Below are 19738 nucleotides of genomic sequence, written 5' to 3'. Positions count from 1 at the left end.
TCTCGCCTGGCCCGTGACCCGCTTCGTTGATTGCCTGGACCCACGGGGCTTCCCCCGTACGAAAGAAGGGTCTTGATCTTTGATGTCACCCGTTTCCCGGAGAGCGGTCCTGGCCGGCGTCGCTGCGACCGCCGCCACCACCGTCGCCGCCGGATCGCCCGCCGCGGCGCACGCCTCTTCGCCCGCGGCGGCGCACACGAGGAAGCCGAAGCCGACGATCGTGCTGGTGCACGGCGCGTTCGCGGACGGCGCCGGCTGGTCCGACGTGATCACCCGGCTCACCCACGACGGCTACACCGTGCTCGCGCCGGCGAACCCGCTGCGGGGCGTGGCCTCGGACGCCGCCTACATCGCCGACTTCCTCGCCACCATCGAGGGACCGATCGTGCTGGTCGGGCACTCCTACGGCGGCTTCGTGATCACGAACGCGGCGACCGGCAACCCGAACGTGAAGGCGCTCGTCTACATCGCGGCGTTCGCCCCCGACCTCGACGAGTCGGTGGGCGGCCTGACCGCGAAGTTCCCCGGCTCGCTGCTCGACCCGGCCACCTCGATCGACTTCCGGCCGTGGGGCGAGGGCCACTACGACGGATACGTCAAGAAGGACGTCTTCCGCACGGTCTTCGCCGGCGACCTGCCGCGCTCGGCCACCGACGTGCTGTGGGCCACTCAGCGCCCGGCCGACGCCGCGACCCTGCAGGACCACTCGGCCGAGCCGGCCTGGAAGACGATCCCGTCCTACTTCCTGGTCGCGCGCGAGGACAACCTGATCCCGCCGGCCCTGCAGCGCTTCATGGCCCGGCGCGCCGGCGCGCACACGGTCGAGGTCAAGGCCTCGCACGTCGCGCTGATCTCCCAGCCCCGAGCCGTCGCCGACCTGATCAGAAAGGCATCCCGTTGAGCTACGTGACCACTTCCGACGGTACGAACATCTTCTACAAGGACTGGGGCGCCGGCCGTCCGGTCGTGCTCAGCCACGGCTGGCCCCTCAACGCGGACAGCTGGGAGGCGCAGCAGCTGTTCCTGGCCGACAACGGCTACCGGGTGATCGCCCACGACCGGCGCGGCCACGGCAAGTCCACGCAGACGTGGCACGGGAACGAGATGGACACGTACGCGGATGATCTTGCGACCTTGATCGAGGCTCTTGATCTTCGCGAGGTGACACTGGTCGGATTCTCCACCGGCGGCGGCGAGATCACCCGTTACATCGGGCGGCACGGCACCTCGCGGGTGGCGCAGGCCGTGCTCGTCTCGGCGGTGCCGCCGCTCATGGTGCTCCGCGACGACAACCCGGGCGGCGTGCCGATCTCGGTCTTCGACGGGATCCGGGCCGGCTCGCTCGCCGACCGGTCACAGCTCTACAAGGACCTCGCCGACGGGCCGTTCTTCGGCAACAACCGGCCGGGCGCCGAGATCTCGCAGGGCATCCGGGACGCGTTCTGGCTGCAGTCCATGGCGGCCGGGCACCGCAACGCCTACGAGTCGATCGCCGCGTTCTCGGCCACCGACTTCCGCGACGATCTCGCCCGCTTCGACGTGCCGACCCTGGTGATCCACGGCGACGACGACCAGGTCGTGCCGTTCGAGGTGGGCGGCAAGGCGTCGGCCGCGCTGGTCAAGGACGCAACCCTTCTCGTGTACGAGGGTGCGCCGCACGGAATCACCGACACCCACAAGGAGCAGCTCGGCAATGATCTGCTCGCCTTCCTGAACGGATACGCGGCGTGAGCACGATCGTCCTGGTGCACGGACTGTGGGTCACGCCCCGTAGCTGGGAGCAGTGGATCCCCTACCTGGAGGCTCGGGGGCACACGGTGGTGGCGCCGGCGTATCCCGGTTTCGAGATCGAGGTGGAGGAGTTGCGGGCGAACCCGTCGGTGATCGCCTCGCTGACCGTGCCGTCAACCGTTGATCACCTAGCTTCAATCATTTCGGATTTGTCGGAAAAACCGCTTGTTATCGGGCACTCGTTCGGCGGGACTCTCACCCAGCTTCTGCTCGATCGGGGGCTCGGCCGCGCCGGCGTGGTGATCGACTCGGCGCCGCCGGAGGGCATCCGGGTCACGCCGCCGTCGCAGCTCAAGTCGCTCTTCCCGATCCTGAACAACCCGGCGAAGCGGCACCAGGCGGCGGGGTTCACGTTCGAGCAGTTCCACTACGCGTTCACCAACACGCTGCCGGAGGACCAGGCGCGGGCCGTCTACGAGCGGTACGCGATCCCGGCGCCGGGAAGCTGGGTGTGGGCGTACGGGCTCATCGCCAACTTCAAGCCCGGCAGGCAGGAGACCTGGGTGGACTTCCACAACCCCGGCCGGGCGCCGCTACTGTTCATCGCGGGCGGGAAGGACCACATCATGCCGGCGTCGGTGAACAGGTCGAACGCCGCCCACTACAAGGGCGAGGGCACGATCACCGACTTCCACGAGTTCCCCGAGCGGTCACACTGGACCTGCGGGGAGCCTGGCTGGGAGGCCGTCGCCGACTACGCTCTGGAGTGGGCGCTCCGGCACTGAGTTTTCCCTCCGTTTTTGCAAAGATCCTCATGGGTACGCTCCCAGCGTGATGGCTCTCCTGCTCGACCTCGCCAACATCCTGGGTGGGCTGCTCCTCGCCGTACCCCTGCTCCGCAGCCTGCCCAAGGTCGGCGATCCACTCGGCCGGTTCACCGACCGGATCGCGCCTTGGGCATGGCTGGTGGGGATCCTGGCCCTCGTCGCCGGCGGCTACTACCTGATCGTGCACCTGGTGTCCGGTCCACGACTGTTCCACTTCGAGGTGGTGGGCATCGCCGTCGGCGTGATCCTCCTCTGGGACCGGCTCACCGGCCGCCGCGCCCTGACCGGCTCCCCCTCCAGCTCTCCCTCCGGGGGCGTGCTCTCCGGTAGGGCGCTGCTCCTCGCCGTCTTCGGAGTGATCGCCATCATCGTCGGCCTGCAGGGCCTGGTCACCCCGAACTAGGTATCGCCACCCCGAGTGAGGCGTTGATCCTCACGCCGGCGCGAGCGTGCGGCGTTCTCCTTTGTGGTGCGGTGACGGGTGGTCTCCCGTTCCCGGATCCGCCCGTATCCGGGAACGACGAACTCGGCTACGTCCTGCCAGCTGCGCATGACTCTCTCCTCATCGTGGGTGGTCGATGTCCACGTTCCCGTGGGGCGCGGTGGCGGGCGACGCGGTTTCCCGCATGCAGGGACGGCACGGTCGTCGATGAGCCCGGTCGGCGGTGAGCCCGGTCGGCGGTGAGCCCGGTCGGCGGTGAGCCCGGCTGCACGGGAGAGCGACAAATCGGGCGCAGGGTGAGCCATGGCGTGCAGCCGGGGTTCGGGGTCGCGTTCTTGACATCGATCGGCGCGCATGCGAGAACGGATTTCCACCGTGTGATGTTTACGTAAACAACACGAAGGGACGTCTATGCTCGTCCGCCTCTCCGTCCTCGCGGCGATGACCCTCGCCCTGATCCCGTCCCCGCCGGCCGCCGCCTCCCCGCCCGCTGCCGCATCCCTGCTCGCTGCCGCATCCCTGCCCGGTGCCGCCGCCCCTCCCGCCGCCGCCTCCCCGGCGAAAGCGCCGCCGGTAACCGCTGCGGCATCCACCACCGTCACGATCGATCCGTCGTATCAGCAGGCGGCGTTCCAGGGGTGGGGCACGAGCCTCGCCTGGCTGGCCGAGGCCACCGGCGACTATCCCGACGAGATCCGGAACCGGCTCGTCGACCTCCTTTTCGGCGCGGACGGGCTGAACCTCAACATCGCCCGCTTCAACATCGGCGGCGGGAATGCGCCGACAGTGCAGGACTATCTGCGGCCGGGCGGGGCGGTGCCGGGGTTCTGGCGGGCGCCGCAGCAGTACGGCCCGACCGAAAAGGATTGGTGGAACCCGGACGACCCCGGCCACTGGAACTTCGACGCCGACCCGAATCAGCGCTGGTGGGTCGACCAGATCAAGGACACCGTCACGCGATGGGAGGCGTTCAGCAACTCACCGCCGTACTTCCAGACGGTCAGCGGCTACGTGAGCGGCGGCTTCGACCCGAAGACCGACCAGATAAGAACCGATAAAACAGTAGATTTCGCGAAATATCTGGTACGGGTCGCCGAGCATCTCGAAACCGCCCACGACATCGAATTCGACACTATCGACCCCCTCAACGAGCCCAACACCGACTACTGGCGCACCACGCTCGGAGCGGACGGCCAACCCACCGGCGGCCGGCAGGAGGGCGCCCACGCCGGCCCGGCCCTTCAGGCCCAGGTCATCGAGGCACTGAAGAACGAGCTGCGGAACGCCACCACCGAAGCCGAGGTCTCCGCCCCCGACGAGACCAACCCCGGGATCTTCCTCCAGGACTGGTACGGCTACCCGGCCACCGCCCGGAACGCCGTCGACCAGCTCAACGTCCACACGTACGGAACCGGTCAGCGCACCGCCGCCCGCGACGTCGCCAAGGCCGAGCGGAAGCCGCTCTGGATGAGCGAGGTCGAGGGCAGCTGGGGCAACGACTTCACGAGCATGAACTCCGGCCTCGGCATGGCGCAGCGGATCATCGACGACTTCCGCGAGCTGGAGCCGTCGGCCTGGGTGCTGTGGCAACCGGTCGAGGACCTCGACAACATGATCGCCGAGGGCAATCTCCAGTGGGGAAGCATCCATGTCCCCTTTGACTGCGACAAGTCCGACACACTGGAAACCTGCCCGATCAAGACGAACACCAAGTTCGACACGATCCGCAACTTCACCCACTTCATCCGTCCGGGCGACCGGGTGGTCAAGGTGAGTGATACCGCCACGCTTGCTGCGATCAAGGGCAACGGTACGGGGGTGACAGCCGTCCACAGCAACCCCACCGCACAGCCACGCGAGGTGACCCTGGACCTCTCGAAGTTCCGCACCGTGAACCGGACGGCGACCGTCACCCCGGTCGTCACCAGCGCCTCCGGCAAACTGGTCCGGCAGCCGGCCGTACGGGTGAGGAACAAGCAGGCCACCATCACGGTCCCGGCCGAGTCGGTCACCACGTTCCTGGTCGACGGCGTGACACAGGCGGATGCGGCCCACATCAGCGCAGGTCACCCGTACCGAATCCAGGGTCTCCAAAGCGGCCGCAGCCTCACCCCCGCCGGCGGCAGGGCGGCGATCCGGACCACCGACACGGCGTCTGCCGAGCAGCTGTGGACGATCCGGGCGCTCGGGAACGGGCTGAGCAGCCGCGAACGCTACGTCGTCACGAACGCCGGCACCGGCGAGAGGCTCGCGGTACGTGACGACATCGTGGTCACCGAGAGTGCGACCGCATCCCCCGACGAGGGCGCACAGTGGATCGTCTCGACCACCGGCGACGGCACCTACACGCTGATCAACGTGGCGGCGCGGCGCGTCCTGGACGTGCCTGGCGAGGCGACGACCGACGGCACTCTCGTCGGCCTGTGGCAGCCGACCGCACGGGGCAACCAGCGATGGGCCCTGCGCGACGAGTCGGTGATCCGCACGGATACGGTCTCGACGTACACGGTCCCCGGTCTTGAACCGCAACTCCCCACCACCGTGACCGCACGTCTGAAAAGCGGCGAAAGCCGCGCCCTCCCGGTGACGTGGCGCTGGGAGAAACCGCGTCAATGGCACAGACCGGGAACCGTCACGGTCAAGGGGATCGCGACCGACGCGCTCGGCAAAAGGTACAAAGCCACAGCGAAGGTAGTCGTCGACACCTTCCGCCGCACCGAAACGGCATCGGCGAGCGCCTATGCCGGTGGCACTCCCGACCTGCCGGCCACGGTGATCGGAATCGGACGGTACGGCGGCCGCGCAGCACTCCCGGTGACGTGGGACCCGGTCCCGCCACTGGATCGGATCGGCATCGTGACCGTCACCGGCACGGCGCACGTCGTCGACGGCAGCACGCTCCCGGCGCGGGTGCGGATCGAGGTGGGCGAGGCCGCTGAGGAGAACGCGGCGCTGGGCGCGGAGGTGACCGCGACCTACACCGAGCCGGGATACTCGACGGCCGGGCTGGTCAACGGGGACGTGACCGATAAAGCCTGGTCGAACTGGAAGGCGAGCGGCCGCAATCCGTCCGAGACGCTGATCGTGACGCTGCCCGAGGAGCGTGACGTAACGCAGGCAATCGTCCACTTTTTTCCGGACAATTCATCCGGTGGCGGGATAGCGGCCAGTGCCCGGGTCGGCATCCCGGCAGCCGACGGCACGTGCGCCGGAACCGACCAGCCCGTTGTTTCCGACAAATCGGAAATGTTGCTCACGGCACGCACCGACCGCGTCTGTGTCACCCTCACCACCACCCCTGACGGCTACCTCACCCTCGCCGAGCTGGAGGTGATCACCAAGACAGCCGCGTGAAACTTTACCGACTGGTCGGTACAGTTCCGGTATGACGTCGACCGCCGCCCCACCGCACTACTCGAAGGCCCGCCGCTGGTCCGCCCTGGCGGTGCTCTCCGCGGCGGTCCTCCTGCTCTCGATCGACGGGACGGTGCTCGCGCTCGCGGTGCCGTCCCTGACCGAGAGCCTCTCCCCCACCGCCGAGCAGATCATCTGGATCGGCGACATCTACTCGCTCGCCCTGGCCGGCCTGCTCGCGCTCATGGGCAATCTCGCCGACCGCATCGGCCGCAAGCGCATCCTGCTCGCCGGCTCGGTGCTGTTCGGCGTGGTCTCGCTCATCGCCGCGTTCGCGACCAGCGCCGAGGAGCTGATCGCCGCCCGGCTGCTGCTCGGTGTCGCCGGCGCGACCCTCATGCCGTCGACGCTCTCGCTGATCCGCAACATCTTCACCGACGACGCCGAGCGCACCCGGGCCGTCGCGGTGTGGTCGGCCGCGTTCGGCGCCGGTTCCGCGGCCGGCCCGATGATCGGCGGTTTCCTGCTCGAGCACTTCTGGTGGGGCTCGGTCTTCCTGATCAACGTGCCCGTCATGATCGTCGTGGTGGTGTCGGGGCTGTTCCTGCTGCCCGAGTCGCGCGATCCGCACCCGGGCCGGTTCGACTGGCCGTCCGCGGTCCTGTCGATGCTCACGGTCGCGCCGATCGTCTATGCGATCACCCACCGATCGCTTCCCAGCGTCGTGGTCGCGCTGGGCGGCTTTGCCGCCGGCTATTTCTTCGTACGTCGTCAGCGCCGCCTCGAGAACCCCATGCTCGACGTCGACCTGTTCCGCAGCGGGGCCTTCTCCGGCGCCGTGGCCGCCAATGTCATCTCCATCTTCGCGCTGGTCGGCCTGCTCTTCTTCTTCTCGCAGTACCTCCAGTTCGCCCGCGGCTTCACCCCGTTGCAGGCCGGCCTCGCCGAACTGCCCGCCACGATCGCCTCGATGGTCGTGGTGGCGCTCGTCGGCTGGTCGATCACCCGCCTGGGCCGGGGCCGCGCCATCGCCGTCGCACTCGCGGTCGCTGCCGCGGGTCTCGCCCTGGTGGCGCCTGCGGCGGGCCAATCTTCGTACGTCTGGCTTGCGCTGTGCCTGGTCCCCGTCGGTCTCGGGGTCGGCCTGTCGATGACCCTCGCGGGCGACGCCATCATCTCGGCGGCCCCGCCCCGGAAGGCCGGCTCCGTCTCGGCCGTCACCGAGACGGCGAATGAACTCGGCGTCGTCCTCGGCATCGCCGTACTCGGTTCCCTCCTGACCTCGGTCTACCGCTCCTCGCTGACGCTGCCCGAGTCGGCGCCCGCCGCGGCCCGCGACTCCCTCGGTTCCGCTCTGCAGGTCCTCGACCCGTCGCTGACCTCGATCGCCAAGGACGCCTTCGTCACCGCGATGCAGACGACGTCGCTGGTGGCGGCGGTGTTCACGGCGCTCGCGGCCGTGGTGGCGTGGCGCCTGATCCCGTCCCGATAATCTCGTCGTCATCGGTTTTCACCTCGATCCATTGCCCAGGGGGACACATGGGACGAACGGCCGGACGGTCTCCCGAGGACACCCGGCGAGCGGTCCTGGAGGCCGCGGGGGAGGTCATCCGTACCCGCGGCCTGCACGCCTCCCTCGACGACATCGCCCGCCACGCCGGCGTCTCCAAGGGCGGGCTGATCTACCACTTCGCCAGCAAGGACGACCTCCTCCTGGAACTGGCCCGCACCCTGATCGCCCGCTTCCGCGCCGACGTGGAGAGCCGCCTCGACCCCACCGACACCGCTCCGGGCCGGTTCACCCGCGCCTACATCCGGGCCCTGCTGGCGCCGCCCGAGGACGAGGCCGCCGCACGCCGCTCGATCGCCCTGATCAGCCAGCTCTCCACGGTCCCCGCCGTAGCCGCCCTGGTGGACGCCGACACCGAGCTCCTCAACGCCGAACTCCTGGCCGACGGCCTCCCCCTCGACGTGACAACCCTCGTGACAGCGGCAGCCGACGGCGTCAGCAGCGCCCCGATGTGGGGTGCATCGGTGGACGCCCCGGAATACCGCGAACTCGAGAGACGCCTCATCCACCTCACCCACAACCCCGCCCTCTGGCAGTCCCTCCCCTGGCCGACCTGACACCCCGCCCTGCCACCGGCCGCCGCAGCTCACCCCCGAGCCGGCTGCAGCGTGTTGCTGTCAGCTGCAGCGCACGGCTGCCGGACCCGGCGTGTCGCAACCATGAGCTGCAGCCGACGTCGATCACCGGCGGAAAACCAACACCGCCCGGCTGTACGCCACGGCTGGGTCGGCGCCCGAAATGTCGCCCTCCCGTACAGCCAACCCCGCCCGGCTGTACGCCACGGCTGGGCCAGCGCCCGAAATGCCGCTCTCCCGTACAGCCAACCCCGCCCGACTGCACGCCACGGCTGGACCGGCGCCCGAAATGTCGCCCTCCCGTACAGCCAACCCCGCCCGGCTGCACGCCACGGCTGGACCGGCGCCCGAAATGCCGCCCTCCCGTACAGCCAACCCCGCCCGACTGCACGCCACGGCTGGGCCGACGCCCGAAATGCCGCCCTCCCGTACAGCCAACCCCGCCCGACTGCACGCCACGGCTGAGTCCGCGCCCGAATCGTCGCCCTCCCGCACAGCCAACCCGGCCCGGCTGTACGCCACGGCTGGGTCGGCGCCCGAAATGTCGCCCTCCCGTACAGCCGGGAACGCCGTGGACCGGCAACCGTCCCGCCACGCACGCGCACCAGGACGGAGATCCAACCAACCGCAGCCGGGCCGAACAGAACAGCGCAACCGCGAAACACCGACGAAAGGGACCGCTCTTGCGCAACGTTCTTCGCCGCTTCGCCCTGGCCGCCGCCCTCATCGCCCCGGCCACCCTCGGCCTCGCCACGATGACCGCCGGCACCGCCCAGGCCGCCACCCCGGCGAAGACCACCGCCGTCCCGGCGAAGACCACCGCCAACCAGACCGTCGCCGCCAAGCCCGGCGAGGCCACCCTGCAGAACGAGATCAACCGCCTGATCAACGTCCAGCGCACCACCCACGGCTGCAAGGCGCTGACCGTCGACGCCAAGCTGACCACCGCCGCCCGGGGTCACAGCGCCTGGATGGCCCAGACCGGCACCTTCTCCCACACCGGCCGCTCCAACTCCAACTTCGTCGCCCGGTCCAAGGCCGCCGGCTACACCACCCCCTCCGCCGAGAACATCGCCTGGGGCTACCGCACTGCCACCCAGGTCGTCAACGGCTGGATGAAAAGCCCCGGCCACCGCACCAACATCCTCAACTGCAAGTCCAAGACCGTCGGCGTCGGCGCGGTGTTCTCCGCCAACGGCACCCCCTACTACACCCAGGACTTCGGTTACTGAGGGGAACGGAAAACTCCGGCCAGCGGGCGCGCCGTCAACCCGTGCGCCACGACGCTGAGCAGGACCGTCAGCACGATCACCGCGACCACCGGCGACGCGGACGGGCCGAGTTCCTCGATGGCCAGCAGGGCGAAGACGATCGAGGCGAGGCCGCGCGGGCCGAACCAGCCGACGAGCAGCACGGTACGGGTGCCGAAGTGCGCGCCGACGAGGCTGAGCGCCACCGGGATCATGCGGATCGCGGTGAGGCTGAGGACCGCGTACAGGATCATCGGGGCGGTCAGGAGTGCGGGCAGCAGCGGGACCGCTATCGCGCCGAAGAGGGTCCAGACCAGCACCGAGGACAGGGCCGCGGTCTGTTCCAGGAACGGCACGACCCGGCCGAACGCGAGTCCCGCCACGAAGGCGGCGACGAACCCGTTCGCTCCCAGGGCGATCGCGACGGCGTACGCGAGAAGGGCCAGACCGACGACGCCGGGCCCGGCGAAGAGCGTTTCCACCGTACGCATCAATCTGCCGCCGGCGGCCCCCAAGGCCGCACCGACCACCGCGCCTCCCGCGAGCTGCAACGCGGCGGGGAGGATGCCGTGGGTGGAGGAGGAGACGAGCGCGAGCATCACGACGGGGGTGACGATGCCGTCGTTGAGGCCGCTCTCCACGTTGAGGATGCGCCGGATGCGTTCGGGCACCACCGGGTTCGTGACGACGACCGAGCCGAGGGCCGCGTCGGTGGGTGCGAGCGCCGCGCCGGCCAGCAGCGCCAGCCACGGATCGGGCAATCCGAGCAGCCACCATGCCGCGAACGATCCCGCCGCCACCGTCAAGGGCAGACCAAGACCGAGCAAGCGTACGAAGATTCCGGCGTCCCGGCGCAGTTCACGCAGCCCGACCCGGGAGGCGTCGGAGAAGAGCACCGCGACGAGGGTGGCCTCGGTGAGCGCCGTGACGGCTCCGGACTCCGCCTCCACGTGACCGCCGGCGAGCATCCCCAGCGCAATGCCGACCAGCACGAACGCCATCGGCGCGGTGACGTCGAACCGTTCCATCCGGTGCGCGACCACGCCCCAGGCGAACACCGCGAGGGTCACCAGCACGAGCGCGCCCGTTGTCATGTTCGATGTGACCACGCCGGGGCCGGTCGGAAACCATCCTCGGCGGGTGATGGACCGGACCGGCCGCTGCGGGACCCTTCCGGCATGGCACGCATGAAGGAGAAGGAGTACCAGCGCGAGCTGCGCCGCCTGCACGGTGAGCTGGTCGCCCTTCAGGAGTGGGTGAAGGACAGCGGCGCCAAGATCTGCATCCTCTTCGAGGGCCGGGACACGGCCGGCAAGGGCGGCACGATCAAGGCGATCACCGAGCGGGTGAGCCCGCGGACGTTCCGCGTCATCGCGCTGGCGGCGCCGACCGAGCGGGAACGGTCGCAGATGTTCATCCAGCGCTACATTCCGCACCTGCCGGCCGCCGGCGAAGTCGTGATCTTCGACCGGAGCTGGTACAACCGGGCCGGCGTGGAGCGGGTCATGGGGTACTGCACCGACCAGCAGGCCAAGGACTTCCTGCAGGTCGTGCCCGAGGTGGAGCGCGCCATCGTGAACTCGGGCGTCATCCTGGTCAAGTACTGGCTGGAGGTCAGCCCCGAGGAGCAGACCCGCCGGCTGGAGAACCGCATCCACGACCCGCGCAAGGTGTGGAAGCTGTCCGATCTGGATCTCAAGTCGTACAGCCGCTGGTTCGACTACTCGCGCGCCCGCGACGACATGTTCCGCGCCACCGACACGGCGTGGGCACCCTGGCATGTCGCGCACACCGACGACAAGAAACGCGGCCGCCTCAACATCATCACCCACCTGCTGGCGACCGTGCCCTACAAGCCGCTGCCGAAGCACGACGTCACCCTGCCGAAGAGGCAGAAACCCCATGGGTACGAGGAACCGCAGCTCGCCGTACGCCGGATCCCCACCCCGTTCTAGCGGTCGAGAGGATCCCAGGCCGCCCGTGACCAGGCGTCGCGGAGCAGCGCGGTCAACTTCGCGGTGTCCGGGAACTCGACGCCGTCGATCGCGGCGATCGGCTGGGCCGGGTTGTGCGAGTTGGTGGTCGCGGCGCCGCGCATGCCGGCCACGTCGGCGCGGGTGAGCGGGCGTGCGGAGGACGGCAGGTTGCATTTGAGGACCTGCATCGTGATGCCCTCCAGCATCGGCGCGGCCGGCCACACCACGGTGCCGTCGCCGTCGAGGAAGACCGCGTTCCAGACCGAGCCCTCGCGGACGAGGCCGTCCCGGCCGTGGAACAGCACGTCGTCGAAACCATCGGACTTCGCTGCCAGCACGTGGTAGGTCAGGCCCATCGTCGCCATGTGCTTGAGCTGCGGAAGCTCCCGCTCGTAGGTGATCCCGCGAACCCGCAGAGGCGGTTTCGGCGCATCGGGGACCGGATCGGAGACCGACACCATGACGTCGGCCGACCGCAGGTCGCCGCGCGGGAGCACGGCGACGCGGACCGAGGCGTCGGCGAGGTCGCGCAACGCGTGCCGGATGAGCTCCGGAATGTCGCCGGGCACCGCGGCCTCCGGGAACAGCGTCGCGGACCCCAGTCGCAGCCGCCGCAGGTGATCGTCGAGGCCCGCCACGGCGCGCCCCCGCACCTGCATCGACGTGTAGTGCCCGTAGTTCCAGGTGGCGGCCCGGTGGACGACCTCGAGCGAGGCCGGCGCACCGTTGATCTCGACGTGGGTCACCCCGCCATCCTGACATCGACGTCAGTAGCGGAACGCCCCGACCAGCCCGGTCAGCTCGTCGGCGAGGCGGTTCAGGTTCGCGGCCGCCTCCTGCGTGGTCCGCGCGCCGTCCGCCGTGGACGCCGCCACCGACGCCACCCCGTTGATCGTGCGGGCGACCTCGCCGCTGCTGGACGCCGCGTCGGTGACGGTGCGGCTCATCTCCGAGGTCGTCGCCGTCTGCTCCTCGACCGCCGACGCGATGGTCGTCGTGTAGTCCCCGATCTGCGCGATCACCTCGGCGATCTCCCCGATGGCGGTGGCCGCCGACCCGCTCGACGACTGGATCGCCCCGATCCGGGCGGTGATCTGCTCGGTGGCCGAGGCCGTCTGCTGGGCGAGCTCCTTCACCTCGCCGGCCACGACCGCGAACCCCTTGCCCAGCTCACCGGCCCGGGCCGCCTCGATCGTGGCGTTCAGGGCGAGGAGGTTCGTCTGCTCGGCGATCGACGTGATCAGCTGGAGCACCTCGCCGATCTCGGTGCTGGCCACGCCGAGCTCGGCCACCTGGCCGTTGGTGCGTTCGGCGATCGCGACGGCCTGCGCCGCCACCTGCGCGGCCTGCGTCGCGTTGCTGGAGATCTCGGCGATCGACGCGCTCATCTGCTCGGCGCCGGCGGCGATCGCCTGGACGCCGGCGTTGACCTGCTCGCTCGCGTCGCTGGCCTCGACCGCCTGCCGGGACGCGTCGGTGGCGCCGGCCTCGAGCCGGTTGCTCACGGCGGTGAGCTCCTGCGCCGCGCCGGCGAGCGTCCCGGTCGACCCGGCGATACCGCGGATCGTGATCGCGACCTTCTCGGCGAACCGGTTGAACGCGCTCGCGAGCTGCCCGGCCTCGTCGTCGTGGGCCGCCGTGACCCGCTGGGTCAGATCGCCGTCGCCGTCGGCGATCTCGGCCATCCGGTCGCGGAGGCGCTCGATCGGCCGGACGATCGTGCGGGCCAGGAAGAACGCGGCCAGGCCCGCCACCAGCACGGCCACACAGGCCAGCAGGATGCTGACGGTCCGGGTGGTGCCGGCGGCGGCCAGGACCGTGGCGGTCGGCACCGTCACGACGAGCGACCAGGTGTCGCTCTCCCCGATCGCGAGGGGCGCGGCGATCCGCAGCATCTCCTCGCCGCCGGCCCCGGTGACGCTGCGGCTCGTACCGCCGGACTCGGTGGCCGCGGCCGCGAGCTTCCGGAGGTCGTCCGGCGCGGCCGATCCCGCCTCGCCCCCGCTGCCGGCGACCAGCAGCCCACCGGTGCTGATCAGGGTCGCCGACCCGGTGCCGAACGGCTTGATCCCGCCGACGATGGTCTGCAGCGTCGCCAGCGACATGTCGATGCCCGAGACGCCGACGACCTCACCGTCCCGCTCGATCGGCGTGGCGATCGAGGTGATCAGCGTCTGCACGCCGCCCACGGCGTACAGGTAGGGCTCGACCACCTTGTCCTTGCCGGTCTCCTTCGGGACCACGTAGTAGTCGCCCGCCCCGGCCTCGGCGTATCCCTCCAGCGGCGACAGGCTGACCTCGCCGCCGTCCCGGAACCAGTAGGGGACGAACCGGCCGGTGGCGTCGGTGGCGTCGTTCGCGTTCCGGTAGCGCCGGTCCCGCCCGTCGAAGGCGTCCGGCTCCCACCCGGTCCACGTGCCCAGATACTCCTCGTGCGCTTCCAGCACGGCCTTCAGCTGATCGTTGGCGATCCGCCGCGACGCAGCGGTCCCGGACGTGGCCTCCAGCACCTGCGCCATGTCCCGCACCGTGCCGAGCCCGCCCAGCAGCACCTTGGTGATCTGCCCACCGCTGGCCCGCGTCACCTCGTCGGCATAGTCGAACCCGGTCTCCCGAGCCTCGGCCGAGTTCCGCCCGGTGATGTAGGTGACCACCACCACCATCGACAGAGCCACCATCACCACCATCGCGACGATGACGCGCGCCTTGATGGTGATCCGTACCCGGCGCTTCGATGAGCCCACCACGCCAACCCGATCGGCACCCCGGGGCCAACCCTGAGCCCCGGCCCTAGGATGAACCCCGTGAAGCGCCTGACCATCGCTGTCGCCCAGCCTCCCACCGCGGCCTACGACGTGGCCGGCAACGCCGTCGCGCACGCCGCCGCCGTCCGTGAGGCGGACGCCCGGGTGGTGGTCTTCCCGGAGATGTCGCTGACCGGGTACGAACTGGACGCCGACCTGGTCGCACCGGACGACCCGAGGCTCGCGCCGATCGTCGAGGCGTGCGCCGGGAAGGGCACGATCGCCCTGGTCGGAGCGCCCACCCCGGGACCGCACATCGGCGTGCTCCGGATCGACGGCGACGGGGCCCGGGTCGTGTACGGCAAGGTCTACCTGCACGGCACCGAGGCCGAGCGCTTCACCCCGGGCGAGCCGGCCGTCCTCGACGTCGACGGCTGGCGGCTCGGGCTCGCCGTCTGCCGGGACACCGGCATCCCCGAGCACGCCGCGCGGACGGCCGCGCTGGGCATCGACGGCTACGTCGCCGGCGTCGTGCACCACGACCACGAGGCGGACGTGCACGGCGACCGCGCCAAGCGGGTGGCGGCCGACCACGGGGTGTGGGTGGCGACCGCGGCTTTCGCGGGGCCGACGGGCGGCGGTTTCACCCGTACGTCCGGAAGGTCGGGAATCTGGGACGCCCAGGGTGACGTGATCGCCCAGGCCGGACCCCGACCGGGCGATCTGGCCCGGTGGACCTTCCAGCGCTGAAAAGCACTGAAGAGCGCTGAAAAGCGCTGCCGAGCGCTACCGCCGCAGCCACCGGCCCATCAGGAGAGCCGCTCCGAGACCCGCCACGCCGACCACCACGGCCGACGCGGTCAGCGACGCCACCGCCGTGACCGCCCCGATCAGGAACGGTCCGCCGCCGGTTCCGATGTCGGAGAAGACCCGCCACACGCCGAGGAACTGCGCCCGGCCCGCGGACGGCGAGACGTCGGCGCCGACCGTCATGACGAGGCCGGCGCTGAGGCCGTTGCCGATGCCCATGAGGATCCCGGCGGCGGCCAGCCCGGCCACCCCGCTCGCGAGCGGGAGCAGGGCGAACGCGGTGCCGAGCAGGGCCATGGCGGGTACCGCGGCGGCCCTCCTGCCGTGCCGGTCCATCAGTTTGCCGGCCGGGTAGAACAGCAGCATGTCGACGCCGCCGGAGATGCCGAAGATCAGGCCGATGGTGGCCGGTTCGAGGCCCAGCTGGGCGCCCCAGAGCGGCAGGATCGTCTGGCGCGAGGCCCGCAGCGCGCCGACGAGCAGCACGCCGAGGCCGAGGGTGCGCAGGGTGACCGCGTTGTCCCGGACCACGTCGATCAGTCTCGGCCGTGCGGCACCGGCGGGCGCCGGCCGGTCCCCCGCCACGGCGGGCAGGAGCAGCAGCAGCGCGCCGGCCACCAGCGAGCAGGCGACGGCCACCAGGTACGCGCCCCTCAACCCGATGAGGTGCACCGCGCCGGCGCTCGCGAACGGGCCGAGGAAGGTGCCGATCCGGCCCACGCCGCCGAGCGTCGACATGGCCCGGGCCCGCAGTTCCGGCCGCACCGCCTCGGTCATGTAGGCGTGCCGCGCCACACCCCAGGTGGCGCCGGCCATCCCGACCAGCGTGACCGCCACCGCGAGCAGCAGCACGTGGGCGGCGACCACGCAGGCCAGCAGGGCCGGCAGGGCGAGGGCGGCGCCGAGCAGCATGGTGCGGCGCTCGCCGATCCTCGAGACCAGGACGCCGGCCGGGATGCTGCCGAGGATCTGACCGACACCGATCATGCCGGCCACGACCGCGGCGACCGCGAACGAGGCGCCCAGCCCGGTGGCGGAGAGCGCCACGACCGGCGCGACGGCGCCGAGCCCGATCGAGTAGACGCCGGACGGCAGGAAGATCGCCGGTCCGAGTTGCCGGAGGGTGAGCCCCTGCGCCGTCACTTGGCGATCGCGGCCAGCGCGAGGTCGGTCACGCCGTCGGCATAGGACTCGGTGAGCGGCCCGTTGCGCAGCAGCCAGCGGTGGTAGAGCGGGCCGAACAGCAGCTCGACCGCCTGGTCGAGGTCGATGCCCTCGCGAACCTGGCCGGCCTGCTGACCGGCGCGGAGCCGGGCCTTCACGGCGTCGAGCTGCGGCCGCAGCAGCTGGTCGCGGACCTGCTCGGCGAGCGCCTCGTCGGAGAGCGTCTCGATGGTGATCGCCCGGGTGGTGGCGGAGAGCTTGGGGTCGGCGAACTCGGCGACCGTGGCGCGCAGCACCGCCCGCAGGTCGGCCCGGATGTCGCCGCTGTCCGGCAGGGTGATCGGCTCGGCCGCGGCCATGGTGCTGTCGACGAGCGCCTCGAGGACGACCGCGCCCTTGCCGCGCCACCAGCGGTAGATCGTCTGCTTGCCGACGCCGGCGCGGGCCGCGATCGACTCGATGGTCAGTTCGGAGTAGCCGGTCTCGCCGAGCAGCTCGAGGGTCGCGGTGAGGATGGCGCGGCGGGAGCGCTCGTTGCGGCGGGCGGGGTCGGCGGTCATGCCCCTCACCCTACCGGACACCGAGACGCAACGTCTCGTCTTGACAGTCCCAGACGCGAGACGATACGTTGCGTCTCGTGAATACAGCGACCGAAGCCAAGCACATCGCCGTCGTCAGCATCCCCTTCCACGGCCACGTCAACCCGAGCCTCGAGATCGTCCGAACCCTCGTGCAGCGCGGCCACCGGGTCACCTACGCCAACGACCCCTCCTTCGCCGAACTGATCACCTCGACGGGAGCCACGCTCAGACCGTACGCATCGACCTTGATCAAAAATGCGGGAACGACCGGCGACGACCCGATCGACCAGCTGACGGCCTTCCTCGACGACGCGATCGCGATGCTCCCGCAGCTGAGGGATCTCTACGATGACGACCGTCCCGACCTGTTCCTCTACGACATCGCGGGCGCCCCGGCCCGGCTGCTCGGCGAGCAGTGGGGCATCCCGGCCATCCAGCTCTCCCCCACGTTCGTGGCCTGGGACGGCTACGAGGAGGAGATGGCCCCGTTCATCGAGCAGATGAGGGCCGATCCGCGCGGCGCCGCCTACTACCGCCGGTTCACCGAGTGGCTCACCGCGAACGGCTCCTCGGTCACCGACAGCACGGCGTTCCAGGGCCGCCCCGAGCGGTGCCTCGCGCTCATCCCGCGCGCCCTGCAGCCGAACGCGGACCGGGTGGACGACGAGGTCTACCAGTTCGTCGGCCCGGTCTTCGGCGACCGCTCGCACCAGGGCGGATGGACCCGTCCGGCGGGCGCCGAGAAGGTTCTGCTGGTCTCCCTCGGCTCGGCCTTCACCGATCATCCGGACTTCTACCGGCGCTGCGTCGAGGCCTTCGGCGACCTGCCCGGATGGCACACCGTGCTGCAGATCGGCAAGCACGTCTCGCCCGATCAGCTGGGGGCGATCCCGGATTCGGTGGAGGTGCACGACTGGGTTCCGCAGCTCGCGATCCTCGATCAGGCGGACGCCTTCCTCACCCACGCCGGGATGGGCGGCAGCAGCGAGGGCCTCTGGGCCGGCACGCCGATGATCGCGGCGCCGCAGGCCGCGGACCAGTTCGCGAACGCGCAGCAACTCGCCGCGATCGGGGTGGCCGAGGTGGTCGACGCGGCGACCGTCGGTGCGGAAGACCTGCGGGGCGCGCTCCTGCGGCTCACTTCCGGTCCGGCGGCGGCCGAGGCCGCAAAGATCAAGGCGATCGTACGGGCGGAGGGCGGCGCCCGCCGCGCAGCCGACGCGATCGAACAAGCGGCTTTTGCCGGGATTCGCAAATAGCCGAGGCACTATGTCGTGTCACTTGCGATGGTGTGTGCCGCACACTATCGTAAGTGACATGACAACGGATGCGACGCTCGCCACTCACCTACAGGAGTTGCGCCGCGGCACGGTCGTCGTCGCGAGTCTCACCGTCCTCCGGGAGCCGGGCTATGGGTACTCGTTGCTCGAAACACTGAGCGCGGCCGGTTTCGAGGTGGAGGCGAACACGCTCTACCCCCTGCTGCGGCGCCTGGAGTCCCAGGGCCTGCTGACCAGTTCGTGGAACACCGACGAGGCACGGCCGCGCAAGTTCTACCGGACCACCGAGCAGGGCGACGCCATCGCGGCGGCCCTGCGCGACGAGTGGACGCGGCTCGACAAGGCAGTCACCGATCTCGACAACACCCCGGGGAGTCCCGCATGACCACGCTCATCGACCGCTACGTCCTGACCGTCCTCAGCCGCATCCCCGAGCAGAAGCGCACCGACATCGACCGCGAACTGCGCACCTCCATCGAGGACGCGGTCGAGGCGAGAGTCGCCGGCGGTTCGCCGCCGGACGCGGCGGTCGAGGAGACGCTGCTCGAGCTGGGCGACCCCGGCCGGCTCGCCGACGAGTACGCCGACCGCCGGCAGTACCTGATCGGCCCCGAGCTCTTCCCGGTCTGGTGGCGCGTCACCACCATGCTGATCGGGATCGTGCTGCCGATCGTCGTCGTGGTGCTCACCACGCTCAAGACGCTCAGCGACCCCTCGGTCGGCACCGCGATCGGCACGGCCGTCTCGACGGTCGTCACGGTCGGCGCGCACATGGCGTTCTGGACGACCCTGGTCTTCGCGATCCTGGAGCGCAGCGGGGTGGCCCACGCCGACCTGCCCGGCGTCCCGGGCCGCGCGTGGAGCCTCGACGACCTGCCGCGCCACGAGTCCCGGCCGATCGGCCTCGGCGAACTGGCGACCGGCATCATCTGGCCGCTGCTGCTGATCGTGGCACTGGTCCTCCAGCAGTTCACGTTCACCGACGAGCCGGTGCTCAACCCGGACAACTGGACGTTCTGGTGGCCGTACCTGATCATGGTCTTGATCCTGGAGGCGCTCTACGCGGTCTGGCTCTTCCGCCGCAACGCCTGGACCCACACCGTCACCGTCGTGAACGCCGTGCTCGCGGTGCTGTTCGCCGGCCCCGTGGTGTGGCTGCTCCAGACCGACCGCTTCTTCAACCCGGAGTGGACGGCCACCCTCGACTGGGGCACCACCGAGCCGCTGACCTGGCTCACCGGCATCATCACCGCGATCGTCCTGGTCGGCACGCTCTACGACATCGCCGACGTGGCCATCAAGACCGAGCGCTCCCGCCGCGGTCTGCCGGCCGAGATCCCGACCACGCTCTGACCGCTTCTCCCCGGCCGGGCCCGGGCGGGGACGGCAGGCGCCCGCCCCCCGCCGGGGGGGGCGGCGGGGGGCGGGGGCGCG

Annotated in this window: 18 protein-coding genes; 13 read left to right on the top strand and 5 right to left on the bottom strand. The window is 70.5% G+C overall.

Annotation, left to right across the window (positions count from 1 at the left end; translation table 11 throughout):
• Window positions 1–82 precede the first annotated feature (82 nt).
• The 8 genes from AB0G10_RS32300 to AB0G10_RS32265 all read left to right on the top strand — a co-directional run bounded on the left by AB0G10_RS32300 (window position 83) and on the right by AB0G10_RS32265 (window position 9731).
• Window positions 83–901 (top strand): alpha/beta hydrolase, encoded by an 819-nt coding sequence (locus AB0G10_RS32300; RefSeq protein ID WP_360930263.1) that lies wholly within the window; start codon window positions 83–85, stop codon window positions 899–901.
• Entirely contained in the window at window positions 898–1731 is an 834-nt protein-coding gene (locus tag AB0G10_RS32295) for an alpha/beta hydrolase (protein WP_360930260.1), read from the top strand. The genes AB0G10_RS32300 and AB0G10_RS32295 overlap by 4 nt, the downstream gene beginning before the upstream one ends.
• Window positions 1728–2516, top strand: a complete 789-nt coding sequence (locus tag AB0G10_RS32290) for an alpha/beta hydrolase (RefSeq protein ID WP_360930257.1) — start codon at window positions 1728–1730, stop codon at window positions 2514–2516. The genes AB0G10_RS32295 and AB0G10_RS32290 overlap by 4 nt, the downstream gene beginning before the upstream one ends.
• Before the next feature lie 49 nt (window positions 2517–2565).
• Window positions 2566–2961 (top strand): hypothetical protein, encoded by a 396-nt coding sequence (locus tag AB0G10_RS32285; protein ID WP_360930973.1) that lies wholly within the window; start codon window positions 2566–2568, stop codon window positions 2959–2961.
• Between the two features lie 450 nt (window positions 2962–3411).
• Window positions 3412–6354, top strand: coding sequence for a glycoside hydrolase (locus tag AB0G10_RS32280; RefSeq protein ID WP_360930255.1), 2943 nt, complete (start codon window positions 3412–3414; stop codon window positions 6352–6354).
• 31 nt (window positions 6355–6385) lie between these two features.
• Window positions 6386–7846 carry an MFS transporter gene (locus AB0G10_RS32275; protein WP_360930252.1) on the top strand — a complete coding sequence of 487 codons (1461 nt, stop codon included), beginning with the start codon at window positions 6386–6388 and terminating at the stop codon, window positions 7844–7846.
• 47 nt (window positions 7847–7893) lie between these two features.
• Entirely contained in the window at window positions 7894–8481 is a 588-nt protein-coding gene (locus AB0G10_RS32270; RefSeq protein ID WP_360930249.1) for a TetR/AcrR family transcriptional regulator, read from the top strand.
• A gap of 701 nt (window positions 8482–9182) precedes the next feature.
• A complete protein-coding gene (locus tag AB0G10_RS32265; RefSeq protein ID WP_360930246.1) occupies window positions 9183–9731 on the top strand; it encodes a CAP domain-containing protein in 549 nt (182 codons plus the stop codon).
• Here the strand turns inward: AB0G10_RS32265 and AB0G10_RS32260 are convergent.
• Window positions 9725–10843 carry a cation:proton antiporter gene (locus AB0G10_RS32260; RefSeq protein WP_360930244.1) on the bottom strand — a complete coding sequence of 373 codons (1119 nt, stop codon included), beginning with the start codon at window positions 10841–10843 and terminating at the stop codon, window positions 9725–9727. The genes AB0G10_RS32265 and AB0G10_RS32260 overlap by 7 nt on opposite strands.
• Window positions 10844–10927: 84 nt before the next feature.
• Between AB0G10_RS32260 and ppk2 the strand changes: the two genes are divergently transcribed.
• Window positions 10928–11704 carry a polyphosphate kinase 2 gene (gene ppk2 / locus AB0G10_RS32255; RefSeq protein WP_360930242.1) on the top strand — a complete coding sequence of 259 codons (777 nt, stop codon included), beginning with the start codon at window positions 10928–10930 and terminating at the stop codon, window positions 11702–11704.
• Here the strand turns inward: ppk2 and AB0G10_RS32250 are convergent.
• Together AB0G10_RS32250 and AB0G10_RS32245 are read right to left on the bottom strand one after the other, a co-directional pair.
• Window positions 11701–12471 carry an aminotransferase class IV gene (locus AB0G10_RS32250; protein ID WP_360930239.1) on the bottom strand — a complete coding sequence of 257 codons (771 nt, stop codon included), beginning with the start codon at window positions 12469–12471 and terminating at the stop codon, window positions 11701–11703. The genes ppk2 and AB0G10_RS32250 overlap by 4 nt on opposite strands.
• A 21-nt stretch (window positions 12472–12492) precedes the next feature.
• Complete coding sequence (locus AB0G10_RS32245; protein WP_360930236.1) at window positions 12493–14469, bottom strand: methyl-accepting chemotaxis protein; 1977 nt, start codon at window positions 14467–14469, stop codon at window positions 12493–12495.
• Window positions 14470–14529: 60 nt separating this feature from the next.
• Between AB0G10_RS32245 and AB0G10_RS32240 the strand changes: the two genes are divergently transcribed.
• Window positions 14530–15219 (top strand): carbon-nitrogen hydrolase family protein, encoded by a 690-nt coding sequence (locus tag AB0G10_RS32240; protein ID WP_360930233.1) that lies wholly within the window; start codon window positions 14530–14532, stop codon window positions 15217–15219.
• A 36-nt stretch (window positions 15220–15255) separates the two neighbouring features.
• Here the strand turns inward: AB0G10_RS32240 and AB0G10_RS32235 are convergent, their stop codons facing one another.
• Both AB0G10_RS32235 and AB0G10_RS32230 read right to left on the bottom strand, forming a co-directional pair.
• Entirely contained in the window at window positions 15256–16422 is a 1167-nt protein-coding gene (locus tag AB0G10_RS32235) for an MFS transporter (protein WP_360930231.1), read from the bottom strand.
• On the bottom strand, window positions 16419–17003 hold the full coding sequence (locus AB0G10_RS32230; RefSeq protein WP_360930228.1) for a TetR/AcrR family transcriptional regulator: 585 nt from the start codon (window positions 17001–17003) through the stop codon (window positions 16419–16421). The genes AB0G10_RS32235 and AB0G10_RS32230 overlap by 4 nt, the downstream gene beginning before the upstream one ends.
• Window positions 17004–17080: 77 nt before the next feature.
• Between AB0G10_RS32230 and AB0G10_RS32225 the strand changes: the two genes are divergently transcribed.
• From AB0G10_RS32225 to AB0G10_RS32215, 3 genes are read left to right on the top strand one after another with little or no spacing between them, the layout of a single operon-like run.
• Complete coding sequence (locus AB0G10_RS32225; RefSeq protein ID WP_360930225.1) at window positions 17081–18283, top strand: macrolide family glycosyltransferase; 1203 nt, start codon at window positions 17081–17083, stop codon at window positions 18281–18283.
• A 58-nt stretch (window positions 18284–18341) separates the two neighbouring features.
• Entirely contained in the window at window positions 18342–18689 is a 348-nt protein-coding gene (locus AB0G10_RS32220) for a PadR family transcriptional regulator (RefSeq protein ID WP_360930222.1), read from the top strand.
• Window positions 18686–19657 carry a permease prefix domain 1-containing protein gene (locus tag AB0G10_RS32215; protein ID WP_360930219.1) on the top strand — a complete coding sequence of 324 codons (972 nt, stop codon included), beginning with the start codon at window positions 18686–18688 and terminating at the stop codon, window positions 19655–19657. Before AB0G10_RS32220 ends, AB0G10_RS32215 begins: the two co-directional genes overlap by 4 nt.
• The last annotated feature ends 81 nt before the right edge of the window (window positions 19658–19738 follow it).

This window comes from Actinoplanes sp. NPDC023714 (assembly GCF_040639855.1).
GTDB lineage: Bacteria > Actinomycetota > Actinomycetes > Mycobacteriales > Micromonosporaceae > Actinoplanes.
The sequence above is the reverse complement of the archived record's forward strand: the minus strand, read 5'-3'. Positions and strand labels throughout refer to the sequence as shown.

Coding starts and splice junctions, on each gene's coding strand:
- AB0G10_RS32300 (WP_360930263.1), top strand. CDS start 83: ATGTCACCCGTTTCCCGGAGAGCGGTCCTGGCCGGCGTCGCTGCGACC.
- AB0G10_RS32285 (WP_360930973.1), top strand. CDS start 2,566: ATGGCTCTCCTGCTCGACCTCGCCAACATCCTGGGTGGGCTGCTCCTC.
- AB0G10_RS32280 (WP_360930255.1), top strand. CDS start 3,412: ATGCTCGTCCGCCTCTCCGTCCTCGCGGCGATGACCCTCGCCCTGATC.
- AB0G10_RS32275 (WP_360930252.1), top strand. CDS start 6,386: ATGACGTCGACCGCCGCCCCACCGCACTACTCGAAGGCCCGCCGCTGG.
- AB0G10_RS32270 (WP_360930249.1), top strand. CDS start 7,894: ATGGGACGAACGGCCGGACGGTCTCCCGAGGACACCCGGCGAGCGGTC.
- AB0G10_RS32260 (WP_360930244.1), bottom strand. CDS start 10,843: ATGACAACGGGCGCGCTCGTGCTGGTGACCCTCGCGGTGTTCGCCTGG.
- ppk2 (WP_360930242.1), top strand. CDS start 10,928: ATGGCACGCATGAAGGAGAAGGAGTACCAGCGCGAGCTGCGCCGCCTG.
- AB0G10_RS32230 (WP_360930228.1), bottom strand. CDS start 17,003: ATGACCGCCGACCCCGCCCGCCGCAACGAGCGCTCCCGCCGCGCCATC.
- AB0G10_RS32220 (WP_360930222.1), top strand. CDS start 18,342: ATGACAACGGATGCGACGCTCGCCACTCACCTACAGGAGTTGCGCCGC.
- AB0G10_RS32215 (WP_360930219.1), top strand. CDS start 18,686: ATGACCACGCTCATCGACCGCTACGTCCTGACCGTCCTCAGCCGCATC.